Origin of the sequence: Novosphingobium sp., from assembly GCF_965228995.1 — a bacterium.
GTDB lineage: Bacteria > Pseudomonadota > Alphaproteobacteria > Sphingomonadales > Sphingomonadaceae > Novosphingobium.
The window spans coordinates 1,356,475-1,372,172 of the sequence record NZ_OZ245852.1; the positions used below are offsets into that span (position 1 = coordinate 1,356,475).

At 66.6% G+C, this 15,698-nt stretch carries 15 protein-coding genes; 7 read left to right on the top strand and 8 right to left on the bottom strand.

The features are described 5' to 3' along the window. Nucleotides 1–137: 137 nt before the first annotated feature. The 3 genes from ACO056_RS06340 to hemC all read right to left on the bottom strand — a co-directional run bounded on the left by ACO056_RS06340 (nt 138) and on the right by hemC (nt 2,707). A complete protein-coding gene (locus tag ACO056_RS06340; RefSeq protein WP_421853466.1) occupies nt 138–974 on the bottom strand; it encodes a hypothetical protein in 837 nt (278 codons plus the stop codon). Between the two features lie 84 nt (nt 975–1,058). Then, nucleotides 1,059–1,751, bottom strand: a complete 693-nt coding sequence (locus ACO056_RS06345) for a uroporphyrinogen-III synthase (RefSeq protein WP_421853469.1) — start codon at nt 1,749–1,751, stop codon at nt 1,059–1,061. Nucleotides 1,752–1,762: 11 nt separating this feature from the next. Next, entirely contained in the window at nt 1,763–2,707 is a 945-nt protein-coding gene (gene hemC / locus ACO056_RS06350) for a hydroxymethylbilane synthase (RefSeq protein WP_421853472.1), read from the bottom strand. 45 nt (nt 2,708–2,752) lie between these two features. Here hemC and tsaD point away from each other — a divergent pair, with 45 nt between their 5' ends. The 4 genes from tsaD to ACO056_RS06370 all read left to right on the top strand — a co-directional run bounded on the left by tsaD (nt 2,753) and on the right by ACO056_RS06370 (nt 6,908). After that, on the top strand, nt 2,753–3,802 hold the full coding sequence (gene tsaD, locus ACO056_RS06355; protein ID WP_421853475.1) for a tRNA (adenosine(37)-N6)-threonylcarbamoyltransferase complex transferase subunit TsaD: 1,050 nt from the start codon (nt 2,753–2,755) through the stop codon (nt 3,800–3,802). Next, nucleotides 3,799–4,824, top strand: a complete 1,026-nt coding sequence (locus ACO056_RS06360) for an NAD(P)H-dependent glycerol-3-phosphate dehydrogenase (RefSeq protein WP_421853478.1) — start codon at nt 3,799–3,801, stop codon at nt 4,822–4,824. Before tsaD ends, ACO056_RS06360 begins: the two co-directional genes overlap by 4 nt. Beyond that, the gene (locus ACO056_RS06365; RefSeq protein WP_421853481.1) at nt 4,817–6,322 is read left to right on the top strand and encodes a lipopolysaccharide biosynthesis protein; all 1,506 of its coding nucleotides are present in this window, start codon (nt 4,817–4,819) and stop codon (nt 6,320–6,322) included. Before ACO056_RS06360 ends, ACO056_RS06365 begins: the two co-directional genes overlap by 8 nt. A 106-nt stretch (nt 6,323–6,428) precedes the next feature. Further along, a complete protein-coding gene (locus ACO056_RS06370; protein WP_421853484.1) occupies nt 6,429–6,908 on the top strand; it encodes a hypothetical protein in 480 nt (159 codons plus the stop codon). On the opposite strand, the gene ACO056_RS06375 is transcribed toward ACO056_RS06370, so the two are convergent. From ACO056_RS06375 to uvrB, 4 genes are read right to left on the bottom strand one after another with little or no spacing between them, the layout of a single operon-like run. After that, nucleotides 6,905–7,435, bottom strand: coding sequence for a hypothetical protein (locus ACO056_RS06375; protein ID WP_421853487.1), 531 nt, complete (start codon nt 7,433–7,435; stop codon nt 6,905–6,907). The two genes, ACO056_RS06370 and ACO056_RS06375, sit on opposite strands and share 4 nt — an antisense overlap. A gap of 7 nt (nt 7,436–7,442) precedes the next feature. Next, complete coding sequence (locus ACO056_RS06380; protein ID WP_421853490.1) at nt 7,443–7,865, bottom strand: type II toxin-antitoxin system VapC family toxin; 423 nt, start codon at nt 7,863–7,865, stop codon at nt 7,443–7,445. Beyond that, nucleotides 7,862–8,104, bottom strand: a complete 243-nt coding sequence (locus ACO056_RS06385) for a FitA-like ribbon-helix-helix domain-containing protein (protein ID WP_421853493.1) — start codon at nt 8,102–8,104, stop codon at nt 7,862–7,864. Before ACO056_RS06385 ends, ACO056_RS06380 begins: the two co-directional genes overlap by 4 nt. 53 nt (nt 8,105–8,157) lie before the next feature. Continuing rightward, nucleotides 8,158–10,347 (bottom strand): excinuclease ABC subunit UvrB, encoded by a 2,190-nt coding sequence (gene uvrB, locus ACO056_RS06390; RefSeq protein WP_421853496.1) that lies wholly within the window; start codon nt 10,345–10,347, stop codon nt 8,158–8,160. Nucleotides 10,348–10,466: 119 nt separating this feature from the next. Between uvrB and ACO056_RS06395 the strand changes: the two genes are divergently transcribed. Further along, nucleotides 10,467–11,033, top strand: coding sequence for a DUF3617 domain-containing protein (locus ACO056_RS06395; RefSeq protein ID WP_421853499.1), 567 nt, complete (start codon nt 10,467–10,469; stop codon nt 11,031–11,033). On the opposite strand, the gene ACO056_RS06400 is transcribed toward ACO056_RS06395, so the two are convergent. Continuing rightward, nucleotides 11,030–13,093 carry a molybdopterin oxidoreductase family protein gene (locus tag ACO056_RS06400; RefSeq protein ID WP_421853502.1) on the bottom strand — a complete coding sequence of 688 codons (2,064 nt, stop codon included), beginning with the start codon at nt 13,091–13,093 and terminating at the stop codon, nt 11,030–11,032. The two genes, ACO056_RS06395 and ACO056_RS06400, sit on opposite strands and share 4 nt — an antisense overlap. Before the next feature lie 183 nt (nt 13,094–13,276). On the opposite strand from ACO056_RS06400, the gene ACO056_RS06405 reads away from it, so the two are divergent. Beyond that, nucleotides 13,277–14,722 carry a circularly permuted type 2 ATP-grasp protein gene (locus ACO056_RS06405; protein WP_421853505.1) on the top strand — a complete coding sequence of 482 codons (1,446 nt, stop codon included), beginning with the start codon at nt 13,277–13,279 and terminating at the stop codon, nt 14,720–14,722. A 15-nt stretch (nt 14,723–14,737) separates the two neighbouring features. Beyond that, nucleotides 14,738–15,685 carry an alpha-E domain-containing protein gene (locus tag ACO056_RS06410; protein WP_421853508.1) on the top strand — a complete coding sequence of 316 codons (948 nt, stop codon included), beginning with the start codon at nt 14,738–14,740 and terminating at the stop codon, nt 15,683–15,685. Nucleotides 15,686–15,698 lie beyond the last annotated feature (13 nt).

Here is a 15,698-nt window from a genome sequence, read left to right on the forward strand (position 1 = left end):
GCGCAGAGGCGCAGAGAGAATGGACTTGCGGCTATGCCGCTTTTGAATCCGAAAGGCCGATCAATTGGTTCGGCCTTCGGCCGCCTGACTGGAAAGCGCAGCGTCACTCTGCGCCTCCGCGCCTCTGCGCGAACCCGTTAGGTCGACGCGTCCGAAGCGTCCGCCACCGGCGAAGCACTGACCGCAGGAGCCGCTGCATCGGGCTTGGCTACCGGAGGCGTCGGCGGGAACGAAAGCGCAGCGGTTTCCAGCTGATCTAGCGCATGCTCGACGCTGGCAAAGTCCCGAGCATGGGCAAGCCATTCGGTCGCGGCATCCTTGCCCGGCATGTGCTCCACTTCGGCGATGGCGGCATCGATGCGGCTCCCGGCCAGGGCTTCGCGCACGCGCTCTGCGCGGCTTTCGGCTGTGGGCGAGGGGCTGTCAGCGTGGCGGATCACGAACAGCTCGCTCATCTGGCGGGTCATCCAGTCCCACGTACCTTCGCTTTTCGCGCCGCCAATCAACTGCGGGGCAAGCTTTTCGAACATTTCGCTGAGCAGCGGGAGTGTCATCGGCTTCTGCGCCCCGGCGATCACGCGGTCCACGGCGGCCTGCTGGGTCGCGCCGAAGCGCACGCGCAGCTGTGCTTCAAGGTAGCCGAGCGGCTGGCCCCGCTCGATCGCGCGGCGGGAGGCGAAAGCCACCAGCAAGGCTTCGGCCTGGCTCGCCTGCCCGGCGGCGGCGGTGGCCTGCTGGTTGAGTTCGGCAAGGCGCTGCTCAAGCGCGGAAACCTTCGCGGCGGCGGCAGTGAGCGCCGCATCGGTTGCGGCAAGATTGGCGGTGGTCTGCGCGGCGGCCTGCGACATCGAGGCTGAAGGGGATGGTGCCGGAGAGACGGACAGGCTCGAGACGTGCACCTCCAGCCAGCCGGTTTTCCAGCCGTACCAGGCGCCGCCAGCAAGGGCTGCCAGGATGAGAAGGACAACCAGCACAACCCGACCGCGACCAGTTCGGGAGCGCTGGAGAGCCAGTGGCGAACCAAAGGTCATGTCCTGCATAGGATCATTTTTCAGTTGTTAGTGTCCTCTAGGTGACACTTTCTTGCACATTTGAACGGCGAGTGCCAGCACTGCTTGATCGCTGCGTGTCTCTGCAATTTCAACATGTTGCCAACCATCGCCAGCCATCTGGCCGATTCGCGGGGCGAGGCAGGCCAGTGCGATCACGTTACGGCTAACGCCAAGCCGCGCCGATTCTGCGGCGAAATGGGCAGCGGCCTCACCCGAGTGCAGCAGGACCACGGCTGGCCCGGCGAGCGCGCTGACGAGCGCGGGCGGCATCGGCAAACCGGCGGCAGCATAGACCACGATATCGTCAACCTCGACGCCGGCGGGCAGGGCGAGCGGCACGCGCTTCTCCCCGGCGAGGCGCAAGTAGCGGCCCGGGGGCAGGGCGGAAACCATCGGCTGCAAGCCGCCCTCGCCAATGGCGCCGACGGCAAAGCCCGCTGCGCGCGCAGCGTCTGCCGTGACAGCGCCGACCGCGTGGACGGGCAGGCGCCGGAGCCGGGCAAGGCCCTCGCCGCCGAGGCGGAAGACATTGGCGCTGCCCGCAAGCAGCGCGCGGTAAGGCGCGGGATCGGGCACGGTCCACGGTGCGGGGGCCATATCGAACAAGGGGTAGCCGCGAGCATCGAGCCCGAGCGCGCGCGCGGCGGCCACGGTGGCTGCGTTGCCCGGCTCGGGGCGGATGACGAGGACCGGGAGCATGCCCGGGGGCCTCAGCTGCCGGTGAAGTGGCGGCGGATCGCCTCGGGCGCGCCGGCAAGCAGCGTGCGGGCAAGCGCGGCAGGCCCCTCGGTGTCGCCCGCAGGGAACGTCGCACTGGCTTCGACCCGCTCCGCGCCGTCCGGGCTGTAGAGCGCGGCGCGCAGGGTGAGGTTTGTGCCCTCCGCCGTGGTCAGCAGCGCGATCGGGCTGTGGCAAGTGCCGCCAAGCCCGCGCAGCAGGCCGCGCTCGGCCATCACGGCCGCGTGGCTCGGCTTGTCGTCGATGGCATCAAGCAGCGCGACGAGATCGGCGCGGGCGGCGAGGCATTCGACGCCGATGGCGCCCTGCGCCGGGGCGGGCAGCCAGGTGTCCGCCGGCAGCGGGCTGCCGATGCCGTTCTGGCCCAGCCGGTTGAGGCCAGCAGCGGCCAGCAGCGTCACGTCCGCCTCGCCCGCTTCGAGCTTGCCGAGACGGGTCGCGACGTTGCCGCGAAAGCCGACCACAGTGAGATCAGGCCGGGCATGGAGCATCTGCGCAGCGCGGCGCGGCGCGCTGGTGCCGACACGGGCCCCGGCGGGAATGGCGGCGACGCTCTCCGCGCCGACGAGCACATCGCGCACATCCTCGCGCGGGAGCACGGCGGCGATCATCAGCGCTGCGGGGCGCTCTGTTTCGACGTCCTTCATCGAATGGACTGCGAAATCGATGCTGCCATCGGCCAGCCAGGCATCGAGTTCCTTGGTCCACAGCGCCTTGCCGCCGATCTCGGCCAGCGGGCGATCAAGCACCTGATCGCCGCTGGCGACCACGGTCACGAGTTCGACGGCGGCCTCCTCCCAGCCATGCGCGGCGCAGAGCCGGGCACGGGTTTCCTCGGCCTGGGCCATGGCGAGAGGGGAGCGGCGCGTACCCAGCTTGAGCGGGTTTGCAGCGGTAGGTGTTATGGGCGTGTTCATGCGTGACTTGCCGTAACCGGGAATGTCTCTAAGGGAAAGTCTCCCATGGCCTTGATCCTCGGCATCGAATCCTCTTGCGACGAAACCGCCGTCGCCGTGATCGACGGGGCGGGTACCACGCTCGCCGCACGCATCGTCGCGCAGCGCGTTGCCTCGCAGGATGAAGAGCACCGCCCCTATGGCGGGGTCGTGCCTGAGATCGCCGCGCGGGCCCATGCCGAAACGCTCGCGCCGATGGTCGGCGCGGTGCTGGCGGATGCGGGGCTGACATTGGCAGACATGGATGCGATTGCCGCCACGGCCGGGCCAGGCCTGATCGGCGGCGTGATGGTGGGGCTGGTAACGGCCAAGGCGCTCGCGATGGCGGCGGACAAACCGCTGCTGGCGGTCAACCACCTCGAAGGCCATGCGCTGTCTGCGCGGCTGGCGGAGCCGGGCCTCGCCTATCCCTATCTGCTGCTGCTCGCCTCGGGCGGCCATTGCCAGATCCTCGAAGTGCGCGGGCTCGGCCAGTATCGCCGCCTCGCCACGACGATCGACGATGCCCTGGGCGAAGCCTTCGACAAGACCGCCAAGATCCTCGGGCTCGGATTTCCCGGCGGCCCTGCCGTGGAGCGGCTGGCGCGCGAGGGTGATCCGAAGGCCGTCCCGCTGCCACGCCCGCTGATGGGGAGCGCGGAGCCGCATTTCTCGTTTGCGGGTCTCAAGAGCGCGGTGATGCGCGCGCGCGATGCGGGTATCCACCGTTCGGCGGATATTGCCGCCTCGTTCCAGCAGGCGGCGATTGATTGTGTGATCGACCGGACCCGGCGCGCGATGGCGATGTCGGGGCCGGTGACGGCGCTCGTCGTCGCGGGCGGTGTCGCTGCCAACGCGGCCCTGCGCGGCGCATTGATGGCGCTGGCGGATGAGGCGGACCTGCCGCTCGTCGCGCCGCCGCCGAAGCTGTGCACCGATAATGCCGCGATGATCGGCTGGGCCGGGGCCGAGCGCCTTGCCGCCGGGCTGACCGATCCGCTCGACGTGCTGGCGCGCCCGCGCTGGCCGCTCGATCCGGATGCGGCGCCGGTGCGCGGTGCGGGGGTGAAGGCGTGAGCGCGGTTCCTCAGGTCGGCGCCGGGGTCGGCGTGGTCGGCGGCGGCGCATGGGGCACTGCGCTGGCGCAGGTCCTTGCGAGCGATGGCCGCGCCGTGCTGCTCTGGGCGCGTGAGGCCGATGTGGTCGAGGCGGTGAACACCGATCATCGCAATCCGCGCTTTCTGCCGGGTGCGAACCTGCATCCCTCGATCCGCGCGACGGGCGCGCTTGCCGATCTCTCCGCGCTGCCGGTGCTGCTGATGGTGACACCGGCGCAGCATCTCGGCGCCGTGCTGGGCGAACTTGGCCCGCGCGGCGCGGACGTGGTGCTTTGCGCCAAGGGCATCGAGCAAGGCACGGGCCGCCTGATGAGCGACGTTGCCGCCGCCGCTGCGCCCGGTGCGGCGCTGGCGGTGCTCTCTGGGCCGACTTTCGCGCATGAAGTGGCGGATGGGCTGCCCACTGCCGTCACGCTCGCCTGCGCGGGCGGAGAGGCGCAGTGGGCTCGGCTCGCACCCGTCATCGCGCGTCCGGCATTCCGGCCCTACTACTCCGCGGATGTGGTCGGCGCTTCGATTGGCGGCGCGGTAAAGAACGTGCTCGCGATCGCCTGCGGCGTGGTCGAAGGGCTCGGGCTGGGCGCCAATGCCCGTGCGGCGCTGATCAGCCGCGGCTTTGCCGAAATGCAGCGCCTCGGCATTTCAATGGGCGCGGAGGCGGAAACGCTGGCCGGGCTTTCCGGCCTTGGCGATCTCGTGCTCACTTGCTCCTCCTCCGAAAGCCGCAACTTTGCGCTCGGCAAGGCGCTGGGCGCGAAAGGCGATCAGACCGGCGGCGCGGCGAGCTTGCTCGCGGAGCGCAGTACGGTCGCAGAGGGCGCATTCACCGCGCCGGTGCTGGCAAGCCTCGCAACCGAGCGCGGCATCGCCATGCCGATTGCCGAAGGTGTCGCCGCCCTGCTCGATGGACGGATTTCGCCGCGCGCGCTGGTCGCGCAGCTGCTGGCCCGCCCCCTGCGCGCGGAGGCGCCGCTTGGCTGAAATCTCGCCCCTCTCCGCCGAACAGCAGGACATCGCCGCGCTCGCCAAAGGCGGGCGGACGAATTTTCTCGGCTTCCTGCTGCGGCTCGCTGCGCGCATCCCGTTCCTGTTCATTGCCGGGCGGCTTTATGGCGCGGAGGATCTGGGGCGGTTCGCTTCTGCGACGATTGCGGTCGAACTCGCCGCGCAGCTCGCCACGCTGGGCCAGAAGCGCGGCCTTGCGCAGCAGCTGGCGAGCGATGATCGCGACGGGGCCGAAGTGGTCGCCGATGCTCTCTTGCTTTCGGGCTTCGTTGCAGCCGTGCTGGCGGCGCTGCTCTATGCCTTCCCGGCGCCGATGTTCCCGAGCGGACACTTCACGCCGCTCCAGCGCCTCCTGCCGCTGACTGTGTTGCCCATCGCGCTTGGCGATATCGCGCTGGCGGCGCTGGCCTATCGCTTCGATGTGGGGGCAACGGTGCGGGCACGTTCGGTGGTGGAGCCGTGGACGCTTTCCATCGTGGCGGGGCTGGTGTGGCTGGCGGGCTTTACGCTTTTGCCCATCCGCGAATCCGGGCTGATCCTTGCCTACGTCGCCTCCATCTTCGCCGCGACGATGACCGCATTCGTTCCCCTGCTCAGAAGCTACGGCCTGCCGCGCCAGTGGTCGCCGCGCCCGATCGATCTCCTCCGGCTGGCGGGCAGCAACTTGCCGCTGGCCGGTGCGGACGCCATCGAATGGGGCACGCGCAAGCTCGATCTGTTCCTGCTCGGCGTGTTCCAGTCGCCCCCGGCGGTCGTGGGTGTCTACTACGTCGCGCAGCAGGTTGCGACTTTGCCGCAGAAGCTGAAGACGAGCTTCGAGCCGATCCTCGGCCCGGTGATCACGCGCAATCTGCAGAGCGGGAATTTCCCCGCCGTAGCGCGGCAGGTCTGCCAGGTCGGCTTCTGGATCATCGCGGCGCAGGCCGGTGTGGCGCTGGCGCTGGGCATTCCGGGCGCGGCGGTGATGGGGCTGGTCGGCCCGGGCTTCGTGGCGGGTACGGCAGCGCTCGGGCTGTTGCTTGCCGCCGAAGTGGCCGCCGCCACCGCCGTCGTGAGCGAGGCGGCGCTGATCTACATCGCGCGGCTGCGCAATCTCTGGATCAGCCTCGGCACCATCGCGCTGCAGGGTGTGTTGACGGTGGGCTTCATGGTGGCAGCGCGCCGGGCCGGGCTCGATCCGTTGATGCAGGCGGCCGGGGCGGCAGCGGCGCTGGCGATTGCGCTGGCCTGCGCCTCGCTGGCCAAGTCCCTGCTGCTTGGCAGCCTGCTGGGCGAACGGATCAGCAACTGGCGCTGGCCGCTGATCTGGGCCGCCGCGCCTGCCGTGCTGGTCGGCGCGCTGATGAAGCTCATGCCCGAATGGATCGAGCTCGCCATCGGTATCCCCGCGATTCTCGGGGTTTACGGCGCGGTGATCTGGCGGCGCGGGTTCGGGCCGGAAGACCGTATCCTGTTCAAGAAGCAGGCGCTCTGAACCGGCCCGGTGCGGGCTGTGCCGGGGGCGGAGGGCGCGCCCTCTTGGCTTTCGCTGCTGCGCGTGGGAAAGGCCGCCGTGTATCCGGCAAGGCTGAGGATGGACGATGATGGAATGGATTCAGGCAAACGCGGTGCTGGTCGGCGCACTTGCCGTACTGCTGGTGCTGGCACTGGTATTCCTGCTGCGCCGCGGCAAGGCCCTGCCGGAAAAGCGCGAATACCGCGATGTCCTCTCCGAAGGCGCCGCGCCCGCTGCGCGCAATTCGGCGCTGATCGATGCGCCGCCCGCCGCCGCGATCGAGCCTCCGCCGGTTCTCGCCGATGCGCCGCCCGTGGCAGCGGATGAGGGCGACGACCTGACCCGCATCAAGGGCCTCGGCCCCAAGATCAGCACCGCGCTCCGGGCTCTCGGCGTCACACGTTATGCCGAGATTGCGGCGTGGAGTGAGGACGACGTCGCGCGGATCGATGCGCAGCTAGGCGCGTTTGCCGGCCGCGCTACACGCGATAACTGGATCGAGCAGGCCAAGCTTCTATCGAGCGGCGATACGTCGGCCTATGAGGCGAAGTTCGGCAAGCTCTAGGTCCCCGCGCAGCGCCTGACCAGAGCGCCCGGAACCGCGCTTGCGGGCACTTCGATATGGCCCCCACCGGGGAGCGTGCCGACAAACTTCGCCTTGAACAGCGTCAGGCGCCTGTCGTCAGCCGGGATCGCACCTTGCCACACATAGCCCTGCCGGCCCGGCACGGCAGTCGCATCCACCGGCAGGCGCAGGATATATCCGCTCCCCTGCAGCGCAAACAGCGCAGCGGCACCGATGGGCGCCGCGACATTGCGGGTCACCACAAGCGCGCCCTGGTGGCACTCGAGGCTCAGCAGCGGTGCCTCGCCCGGATAGCCGAAACGCGCGCCGTCCGGCGTTTCGGCCCATGCACCCTTCGCATCCTTGGCGCGCGTTGCCGGCGGCGCCGGGCTATCGACCGGCATGGCGACCCGCACTGCATCGACGGGACCGTCCTTGCCCGCGGTCGTCGTCGCGGACGATGCCGAACAGGCCGCCAGCAGCAGCACAAGCAGGGGGGGCACCAGGCCCTTTGGCGCATGCGACATTACAGCCTTATCCTTCAAGTACCCGAATCCCTGACCATTTCCCCAACGCTCTTTCCGCAAAGCGCCGATCGCTGGTCACGAGTTCGCAGCCCATTTTCATAGCCAGCGCAAGATAGATACAGTCTTTGAGCGGATGGCCAAGATCGAGTGCGAGACCGGCGGCATCGGCTACTTCACCCGGTGATGTGCGCTCCAGCAGTAGTGCCTGCCTGTCGATCAGATCCAGCATGCGCCACAGTGCAGCGCGATAGTAGCTTTGCTCCGCCTTGGCGCTATTGGCGTTTCGAACCAGCACGCTGGAAACCTCGACAACGAAGATATCGGGAACATGCAAGTGGCCCTGCATCGTTTCCAGCAAGGTCCTCGCCTGATCACTTGCAGCTTCTTCGACAAACCATTTCACCGCCACACTGGCGTCGATCACCGTCACCAGCTGTCACGCTCGGCGCGAAGTATATCGAGGCTCGTGATGCCCCCGGGCAAGCGCAGCGGGTTCTGTTTCGTGAAACTCAGGAAATCGGCAGTTGCCTGCTCGCGGCTTTGCTTGCGGGTGCGCTCGGCAATCATCACGCGCACCTCAGCGGAAAGCGAGCGGTTGTTCTGCCTGGCCGCCTCGGCCAGTGCGGCAAGATCACCGTCATCAATTCCGCGAACTGTGAGCGTTGCCATTCGGGGTCTCCTTGCAAGCGATATTTAGCAAAAATGCATGCATTTTGCAAGCATCACTTCCCCCACTTGCGCTGCGATTTCCCATACCGCGTCTTGCGCGTCCCAGGCTTGCCCTCGTTGCTCCGCCCCACGATCGGCGCTTTCCGTTCCCCATCCGGCAGGCCCAGCTCGGTCGCTTCCAGCGCGCGGATCTCATCGCGCAGCCGCCCTGCCGTCTCGAATTCCAGATCTGCGGCCGCCGCGCGCATCTTGCGTTCCAGCTCTTCGATGTAAGCGCGCAAGTTGTGGCCGACGAGGTTGTTCGCCCCGCCTTCCGCCTCGATCTCGACCAGCACGCCGTCGCGGCTCGCGGTGTCCGCCACGATGTTGTGAATGTCGCGCTTGATCGATTCGGGCGTGATCCCGTGGAGCTCGTTATAGGCGCGCTGCTTTTCGCGGCGGCGATCGGTTTCGGCGATGGCGCGTTCCATTGAGCCGGTCATCCTGTCGGCATAGAGGATCACCCGGCCATCGACATTGCGCGCGGCGCGGCCGATGGTCTGGATCAGCGAGGTCTCGCTGCGCAGGAAGCCTTCCTTGTCCGCGTCCAGAATGGTCACCAGCCCGCATTCGGGAATATCGAGCCCCTCGCGCAGCAGGTTGATGCCCACCAGCACATCATAGACGCCGAGGCGCAAGTCTCGGATCAGCTCAATGCGTTCCAGCGTCTCGACGTCCGAATGCATGTAGCGCACGCGCAGCCCCGCCTCGTGCATGAACTCGGTGAGGTCCTCGGCCATGCGCTTGGTCAGCGTGGTGACGAGTGTGCGGTACCCGGCCTGCGCGGTCTTGCGGCATTCGTTGATGCAGTCCTGCACCTGGTCTTCCACCGGGCGGATCTCCACCGGCGGATCGATCAGCCCGGTCGGGCGGATCACCTGTTCGGCAAACACGCCGCCCGATTGCTCCATTTCCCAGTGCCCCGGCGTCGCTGAAACCGCCACGGTCTGCGGGCGCATCGCGTCCCACTCGTTGAAGCGCAGCGGGCGGTTGTCGATGCAGCTCGGCAAGCGGAAGCCGTACTCTGCCAGCGTGATCTTGCGCCGGTGGTCGCCCTTGGACATCGCGCCGATCTGCGGCACGGTCTGGTGGCTTTCATCCACGAACAGCAGCGCGTTGTCCGGCAGATACTCGAACAGCGTCGGCGGTGGCTCGCCCGGCAGGCGCCCGGTGAGGAAGCGCGAATAGTTCTCGATCCCCGCGCAGCTGCCGGTGGCATGGATCATTTCGAGATCGAAATTGGTGCGCTGCTCCAGCCGCTGGGCTTCGAGCAGCTTGCCTTCCGCCTCCAGTTCCTTGAGCCGCTCGGTCAGCTCGAAGCGGATCGCGTCCGCTGCCTGCTTCATCGTCGGCCCCGGCGTCACGTAGTGCGAATTGGCGTAGACGCGCACTTTGGAAAGCTTGGTTCCGGCCTTTCCGGTCAGCGGGTCGAACTCGGCTATTTCCTCGATCTCGTCGCCGAAGAACGAGACGCGCCAGGCCATGTCCTCATAGTGCGAGGGGTAGATTTCGAGGTTGTCCCCCCGCACGCGGAAATTGCCGCGCTGGAAGGCGGCATCGTTGCGCTTGTACTGCAGCGCGACCAGCTTGCGGATGATCTCGTGGTTGTCGACCGTGTCGCCCACCTTCAGATCGAAGATCATCGCCGAATACGTCTCGACCGAGCCGATCCCATAAAGGCACGAGACCGAGGCGACGATGATCACATCGTCGCGCTCCAGCAGCGCGCGCGTGGCTGAATGGCGCATCCGGTCGATCGCCTCGTTCACCGAGCTTTCCTTCTCGATGTAGGTGTCTGATCGGGGCACATAGGCCTCGGGCTGGTAGTAGTCGTAGTAGGACACGAAATACTCGACCGCGTTCTCCGGAAAGAAGCTCTTCATCTCGCCATAAAGCTGCGCGGCAAGGATCTTGTTGGGCGCGAGGATCAGCGCCGGGCGCTGCAGCTGCTCGATCACCTTGGCCATGGTGAAGGTCTTGCCCGAACCCGTCACGCCGAGCAGTACCTGCGTCACCTCGCCGTCCAGCGCCGAGGCGACGAGATCGGCAATCGCGGTCGGCTGGTCGCCCGCCGGCTGGTATTCGGAGACAACCTTGAACGGCCTCCCGCCCTCCGATTTCTCGGGCCGCGCCGGCTTGTGCGGCACGAAATTGGCGGAAGTATCGGGCTCTTCCAAGCCCCTGCGGATCACGAGTTCAGCCATGCGCCTGATATGGGGAACAAACCGCGTCCATGCAATCGGCAGAAGGTGTGATGCGCATCATTGGAAAACTGCGGCGCGAGTGTTAGCCCTGTCATGAAACGAGGAGAGGACCCGAACCCATGCGCCTGCCTATTCTGCCTCTTATGGCCCTATCGACTGCACTGGCGCTGGCCGGGTGCGGCAGTGGCAAGACGGTGACCGCGACCAATGAAAGCGTTTCGGACGTGGCCAAGAAAGTGTCCGACGCCGGGCTGCACTTCAATCCGGGCCGGTGGGAATCGACGATGAAGTTCGTCAAGCTCGATATGGAAGGCATGCCGCCCGAGGCGAAGGAAATGATGGGCAAGATGCTCGGCAAGGGCCGCACCTTCGCCAGCTGCCTGACCAAGGAAGAAGCCGAAAAGCCCGATGCCAAGTTCTTCGGCCAGGCCGACGAGCGCTGCAAGTATGACAGCTTCAGCATGGGCGGCGGCAAGATCGATGCGAAGATGACCTGCAAGGCCGAGCAGGGCCCTCAGACCATGACCATGGTGGGCAACTATACCGCCGATACCTACCAGATGACGATGTCGATCAATGGCATGGGGCCACAGGGCAAGGCCATGTCCATGCAGATGGACCTCAGCGCCAAGCACAACGGGGAATGCACCGGCAAGGAAGAGGGCAAGTCCGGCGCGGTTGGCTAAGCCGCCACCGCTTCCACCTCCACCTGCACGCCCGAAAGCGCGGCGTTCCCCGATAGCGGATCGAGCGCGCCGGATTCCGTCAGTGCATTGGCGCTGACCCCGGCGCGGCTCTTTGCGACCTGCATCGCCATGCCGGGCAGATCGTGACCCCAGCCATGGGGGATGGAAACGGTGCCGGGCATCATGTCATCGGTCACTTCGGCGGGGATGGTCACTTCGCCCGATGCCGAGCGCACCGTGGCCATGTCGCCGTCTTCGAGGCCCAGCGGCGCGGCATCCAGCGGGTGGATCATCAGCGTGCAGCGGTTCGGCCCCTTGGTCAGGCGGTGGCTGTTGGCGAGCCAGGAATTGTTGGTCCGCAAGTGCCGCCGCCCGATCAGGGTGAGCTTGCCGGTCTCGGGCATCTCCACCTCGATCGCGGCAAGCGCCTCCATGAAGGCAGGCACGGCGCAGCGCACCGTCTGGTCGTCGCTGCGCAGGCGCTCGGGGAGCACGTCCGCTTTGGGCGGCCCGAAATCGAGGCCCGAAGGCGCGGCTTCGAGTTCGGCGAGCGAGACCTTGTAGGGTCCGCCGCGCAGCATCCCGTCCAGCGCCTCGCGCGGGGTGGGCTCTTGCACCGGCTTGCCATTGATCGCCTGCGCAAGGCCGCGCAGGATTTCCCAGTCGTGCAACGAGGCCGGGTCTTCGCGCTCCAGCGTGGGCTGCGAATAGACCGCCACGTTGCGCACTGCCATCGGCAGCAGGAACAGGCCGTAGTGATCGCGTTCCAGCGGGCCCGTAGGCGGCAGGATATAATGCGCGCGGCGGCTGGTGGCGTTGCGGTACATGTCGACCGAGACCATCAGCTCGAGGCTCTCCAGCGCCTTGTCGAGCCGAGGGCCGTTGGGGGTCGAGAGGACCGGATTGCCCGCCACCACGAACAGCGCCTTGATCTGCCCTTCGCCCGGCGTCTCGATCTCCTCGGCGAGCGCGGCGGCGGGAAACTCGCCCAGCGCCGACTTGTAGCCCGAAACGCGCGAGGTAAATTTGCCGAGCGAGCCGCGCGGCAGCATCGCAAGCGTATCGAGTGCGGGGATCGGAAAGACCGTGCCGCCCTCGCGGTCAAGCTGCCCGGCGGCGATATTGATCAGCGCGATGAGCCAGGCGTTCAAAGTGCCATGCCGCTGCGTCGCGATACCGAGCCGGCCATAGAGCGCAGCAGGTCCGGCGGTGAGCCGTTCGGCAAGCCACGCAACCTCTTCGGCCGCCACGCCCGATGCGGCAAGGCACGCCGCATCATCGAAGCGGGCAAGCAGCGCCGCCACTTCGTCCAGCCCGGTCACGAAATCCTGCACCGGCTGGAACGGCCGCCGCGCCATCACCGCCCTGAGTAGTGCGATCAGCAGGAACACGTCGCTGGCCGGCTTCACGAACAGATGCCGGTCGGCGATCTTCGCGGTTTCGGTGCGGCGCGGGTCGATCACGACAAGCTGGCCGCCGCGCGCCTTCAAGGCGCGCACCCGATTGCGGAAATCCGGCACCGTCCAGACCGAGCCGTTGGACGCCATCGGATTGCCGCCGATGATCACCAGCGTCTCGGTCCGGTCGATATCGGGAATGCCGAACATGCTCGCGTGGCCGTAAAGCAGCAGGTTCGCCACCTGGTGCGGCATCTGGTCCACCGTGCTGGCGGAAAACTGGTTCTTCGTTCCCAGCGCCTTGGTGAGGTGATGCGCGTTGAGCGCGTTGCCATAGGAATGCGCGTTGGGATTGCCGATGTAGGTTGCGGTAGAGGCGGGATCACGCGCAAGAATGGCGCGCGTCTGCTCGCCGATTTCGCGAAACGCCTGCTCCCAGCTGATTTCGTGCCAGTCCTCGCCCACCCGTTTTTGCGGGGCGCGCAGGCGGTCGGGATCGTTCTGCAGGTCCTCGAGCGCGGTGGCCTTGGGGCAGATGTGCCCGCGCGAGAGCGGGTTATCGGGATCGCCCTTGATCGAGAGGACGCGGCGTCCTTCCACCTCCACCAGCACGCCGCAATTGGCCTCGCAGATATGGCAGGTGCGGTGATGGATCTCGCCCATGGCTTGCTCTCTCCCGGAAATTAGCCGTGCGATTAAACGTGTCACCATGCCAGGGCGATGGCAAGCGCGAAGCGTGGAAACGCTTTGCGGGGCGGATCGGTTACAAATTTGTCTCGCAAGTGCAGCATCACGCTTGGCAAAGCCTGCGGGCTGTGCAAGCTTCGTGCGCATCGGGATGATCGCATGACCAACGCCTCGCCCCCGTCACCGGGGATCTCCTACGACGAGATGTTTGCCGCCGATGGCTCGGTGCGCCCGGCCTATCGCGGCTACGAAGAATGGTATGCCGATCAGCCTGCCGATCTGCTGCGCCGCAAGGGGACGGAGGCTGAAGCATTCTTCCGCCGCACCGGGATCACGTTCAACGTCTACGGGAGCGAGGACGCCGAAGAGCGGCTGATCCCGTTCGACATGGTGCCGCGCATCATCACCGCGCACCAGTGGCGCCGGCTCTCGCGCGGGATCGAGCAGCGTGTGCGCGCGCTCAATGCGTTCCTGCATGATCTTTACCACCGGCAGGAAATCGTGCGTTCGGGCCGCCTGCCCGCGCGCCTACTGGAAAAGAACCCGGCGTTCCTGCCGCAGATGGTCGGCTTCACGCCGCCCGGCGGGGTCTACACCCACATCGTCGGCATCGATCTCGTCCGTACCGGCGAGGACGATTTCATGGTGCTCGAAGACAATGCGCGCACGCCCAGCGGCGTCTCCTACATGCTGGAGAACCGCGAGACGATGATGGCGATGTTCCCGGAACTGTTCACCCGGGTCCGCGTGCGCGAGGTTTCGGACTATCCGCGCCGCCTTGCCCGCAGCCTCGCCGCCTGCCTCCCGCCCGCTGCCAAGGGGCACCAGCCGGTCGTCGCGGTGCTCACGCCGGGGATCTACAATTCGGCCTATTTCGAGCACGCATTTCTGGCGGACCAGATGGGCGCCGAACTCGTCGAGGGCAGCGATCTCAGAATCGAAAACGGCCGCATCGCCATGCGCACGACGCAGGGCTACACGCCGATCGATGTGCTCTACCGCCGGGTGGACGATGACTATCTCGATCCGCTGACGTTCAAGCCTGAAAGCAAGCTCGGCGTTTCGGGCATCATGGACGTCTACCGCGCGGGCGGGATCACCATTGCCAATGCACCGGGCACGGGCATCGCCGATGACAAGGCGATCTACTCGTTCATGCCCGAAATCGTCGAGTTCTACACTGGCGAGAAGCCGATCCTGCCCAATGTGCCGACCTGGCGCTGCTCGGAGCCGGACGCGCTGAAGTACGTGCTCGAGCATCTTAGCGAACTGGTGGTCAAGGAAGTCCACGGTTCGGGCGGCTACGGCATGCTGATCGGGCCGACCTCGTCGAAGAAGGAAATCGCCGCCTTCGCCGCCAAGCTCGCCGCGCGGCCGCACAACTACATCGCGCAGCCCACGCTGTCGCTCTCTACCGTGCCGATCCTCGGCCGCTCGGGCCTCACCCCGCGCCATGTCGATCTTCGGCCCTTCGTGCTCGTCTCCCCCGGCGGGATCGACATCACCCCTGGCGGCCTCACCCGCGTCGCGCTCAAGAAGGGTTCGCTGGTGGTGAACTCCTCGCAGGGCGGCGGGACGAAGGACAGCTGGGTGCTGGATGACTGATATGCTGGCCACCCCATGCTAGGCCGTAGTGCAAACGGCATTTTCTGGCTGTTCCGCAGTCTTGAGCGGGCGGAGAACACCGCGCGCCTGATCGAGGCCGGTTTCCGCATGGCGCTCACCCGCGATGCGCGCGACGCGAGTGACGAGTGGCGCTCGGTCATCGTCACGCTCGGGCTGCGCTCGCTCTACGAAGCGAAGTTCGGCACCGACTATGCCGGACCGAACGTGATCAACTTCATCCTGCGCGACAAGGACAACCCCGGCAACGTCCTCGCCATGTGCGAACTCGCGCGCACCAATGCCCGCATGGTCCGCGCCGGGATCACGCGCGAAGTGTGGGAATCGGTCAACGACAGCTGGCTGCGCATGCGGGATCTGCTCGCGCGGCCCGTCACCGAAACGCGGCTGGGCGATGTGCTTGATACGCTGCGCCGCCAATCGACCCAGGTGCGCGGTGCGATGGAAGGCACCATGCTGCGCAACGAGATCTACAATTTCGCGCGCATCGGCAGCTTCATCGAACGGGCGGACAACACCGCGCGCATTCTCGATGTGAAGTACTACGTGCTGCTGCCCTCGATTTCCTACGTCGGTTCCAGCCTCGATAACGTGCAGTGGGAAAACGTGCTGCGCTCGCTCGCCGGGGAGCGCGCCTACCGCTGGCTCAACGCCGGCCGCATGGAAGCGCGCGGGATTGCCGAGTTCCTTATCCTCGATAGCCGGTTCCCGCGCAGCCTCGCGTTCTGCTACGGCAAGCTGCGGAGCAACCTCGCGCATCTCGCGCGCGAGTATGGCTGCGAAACCGATGCCCATGCGATCCTGAGCGAGGCGGATTGCGATCTGCATACGATCACGATCGACGCGATTTTCGAGCAGGGCCTGCACGAATACATCGCAAAATTCATCAGCCGCAACACACGGCTCGCCAACCAGATCCAGCACGACTATCGCTTCATCGACTAAGGATATCGAACAA

Coding starts and splice junctions, on each gene's coding strand:
- ACO056_RS06345 (WP_421853469.1), bottom strand. CDS start 1,751: ATGCTCCCGGTCCTCGTCATCCGCCCCGAGCCGGGCAACGCAGCCACC.
- hemC (WP_421853472.1), bottom strand. CDS start 2,707: ATGAACACGCCCATAACACCTACCGCTGCAAACCCGCTCAAGCTGGGT.
- tsaD (WP_421853475.1), top strand. CDS start 2,753: ATGGCCTTGATCCTCGGCATCGAATCCTCTTGCGACGAAACCGCCGTC.
- ACO056_RS06370 (WP_421853484.1), top strand. CDS start 6,429: ATGATGGAATGGATTCAGGCAAACGCGGTGCTGGTCGGCGCACTTGCC.
- ACO056_RS06375 (WP_421853487.1), bottom strand. CDS start 7,435: ATGTCGCATGCGCCAAAGGGCCTGGTGCCCCCCCTGCTTGTGCTGCTG.
- ACO056_RS06385 (WP_421853493.1), bottom strand. CDS start 8,104: ATGGCAACGCTCACAGTTCGCGGAATTGATGACGGTGATCTTGCCGCA.
- uvrB (WP_421853496.1), bottom strand. CDS start 10,347: ATGGCTGAACTCGTGATCCGCAGGGGCTTGGAAGAGCCCGATACTTCC.
- ACO056_RS06395 (WP_421853499.1), top strand. CDS start 10,467: ATGCGCCTGCCTATTCTGCCTCTTATGGCCCTATCGACTGCACTGGCG.
- ACO056_RS06400 (WP_421853502.1), bottom strand. CDS start 13,093: ATGGGCGAGATCCATCACCGCACCTGCCATATCTGCGAGGCCAATTGC.
- ACO056_RS06405 (WP_421853505.1), top strand. CDS start 13,277: ATGACCAACGCCTCGCCCCCGTCACCGGGGATCTCCTACGACGAGATG.
- ACO056_RS06410 (WP_421853508.1), top strand. CDS start 14,738: ATGCTAGGCCGTAGTGCAAACGGCATTTTCTGGCTGTTCCGCAGTCTT.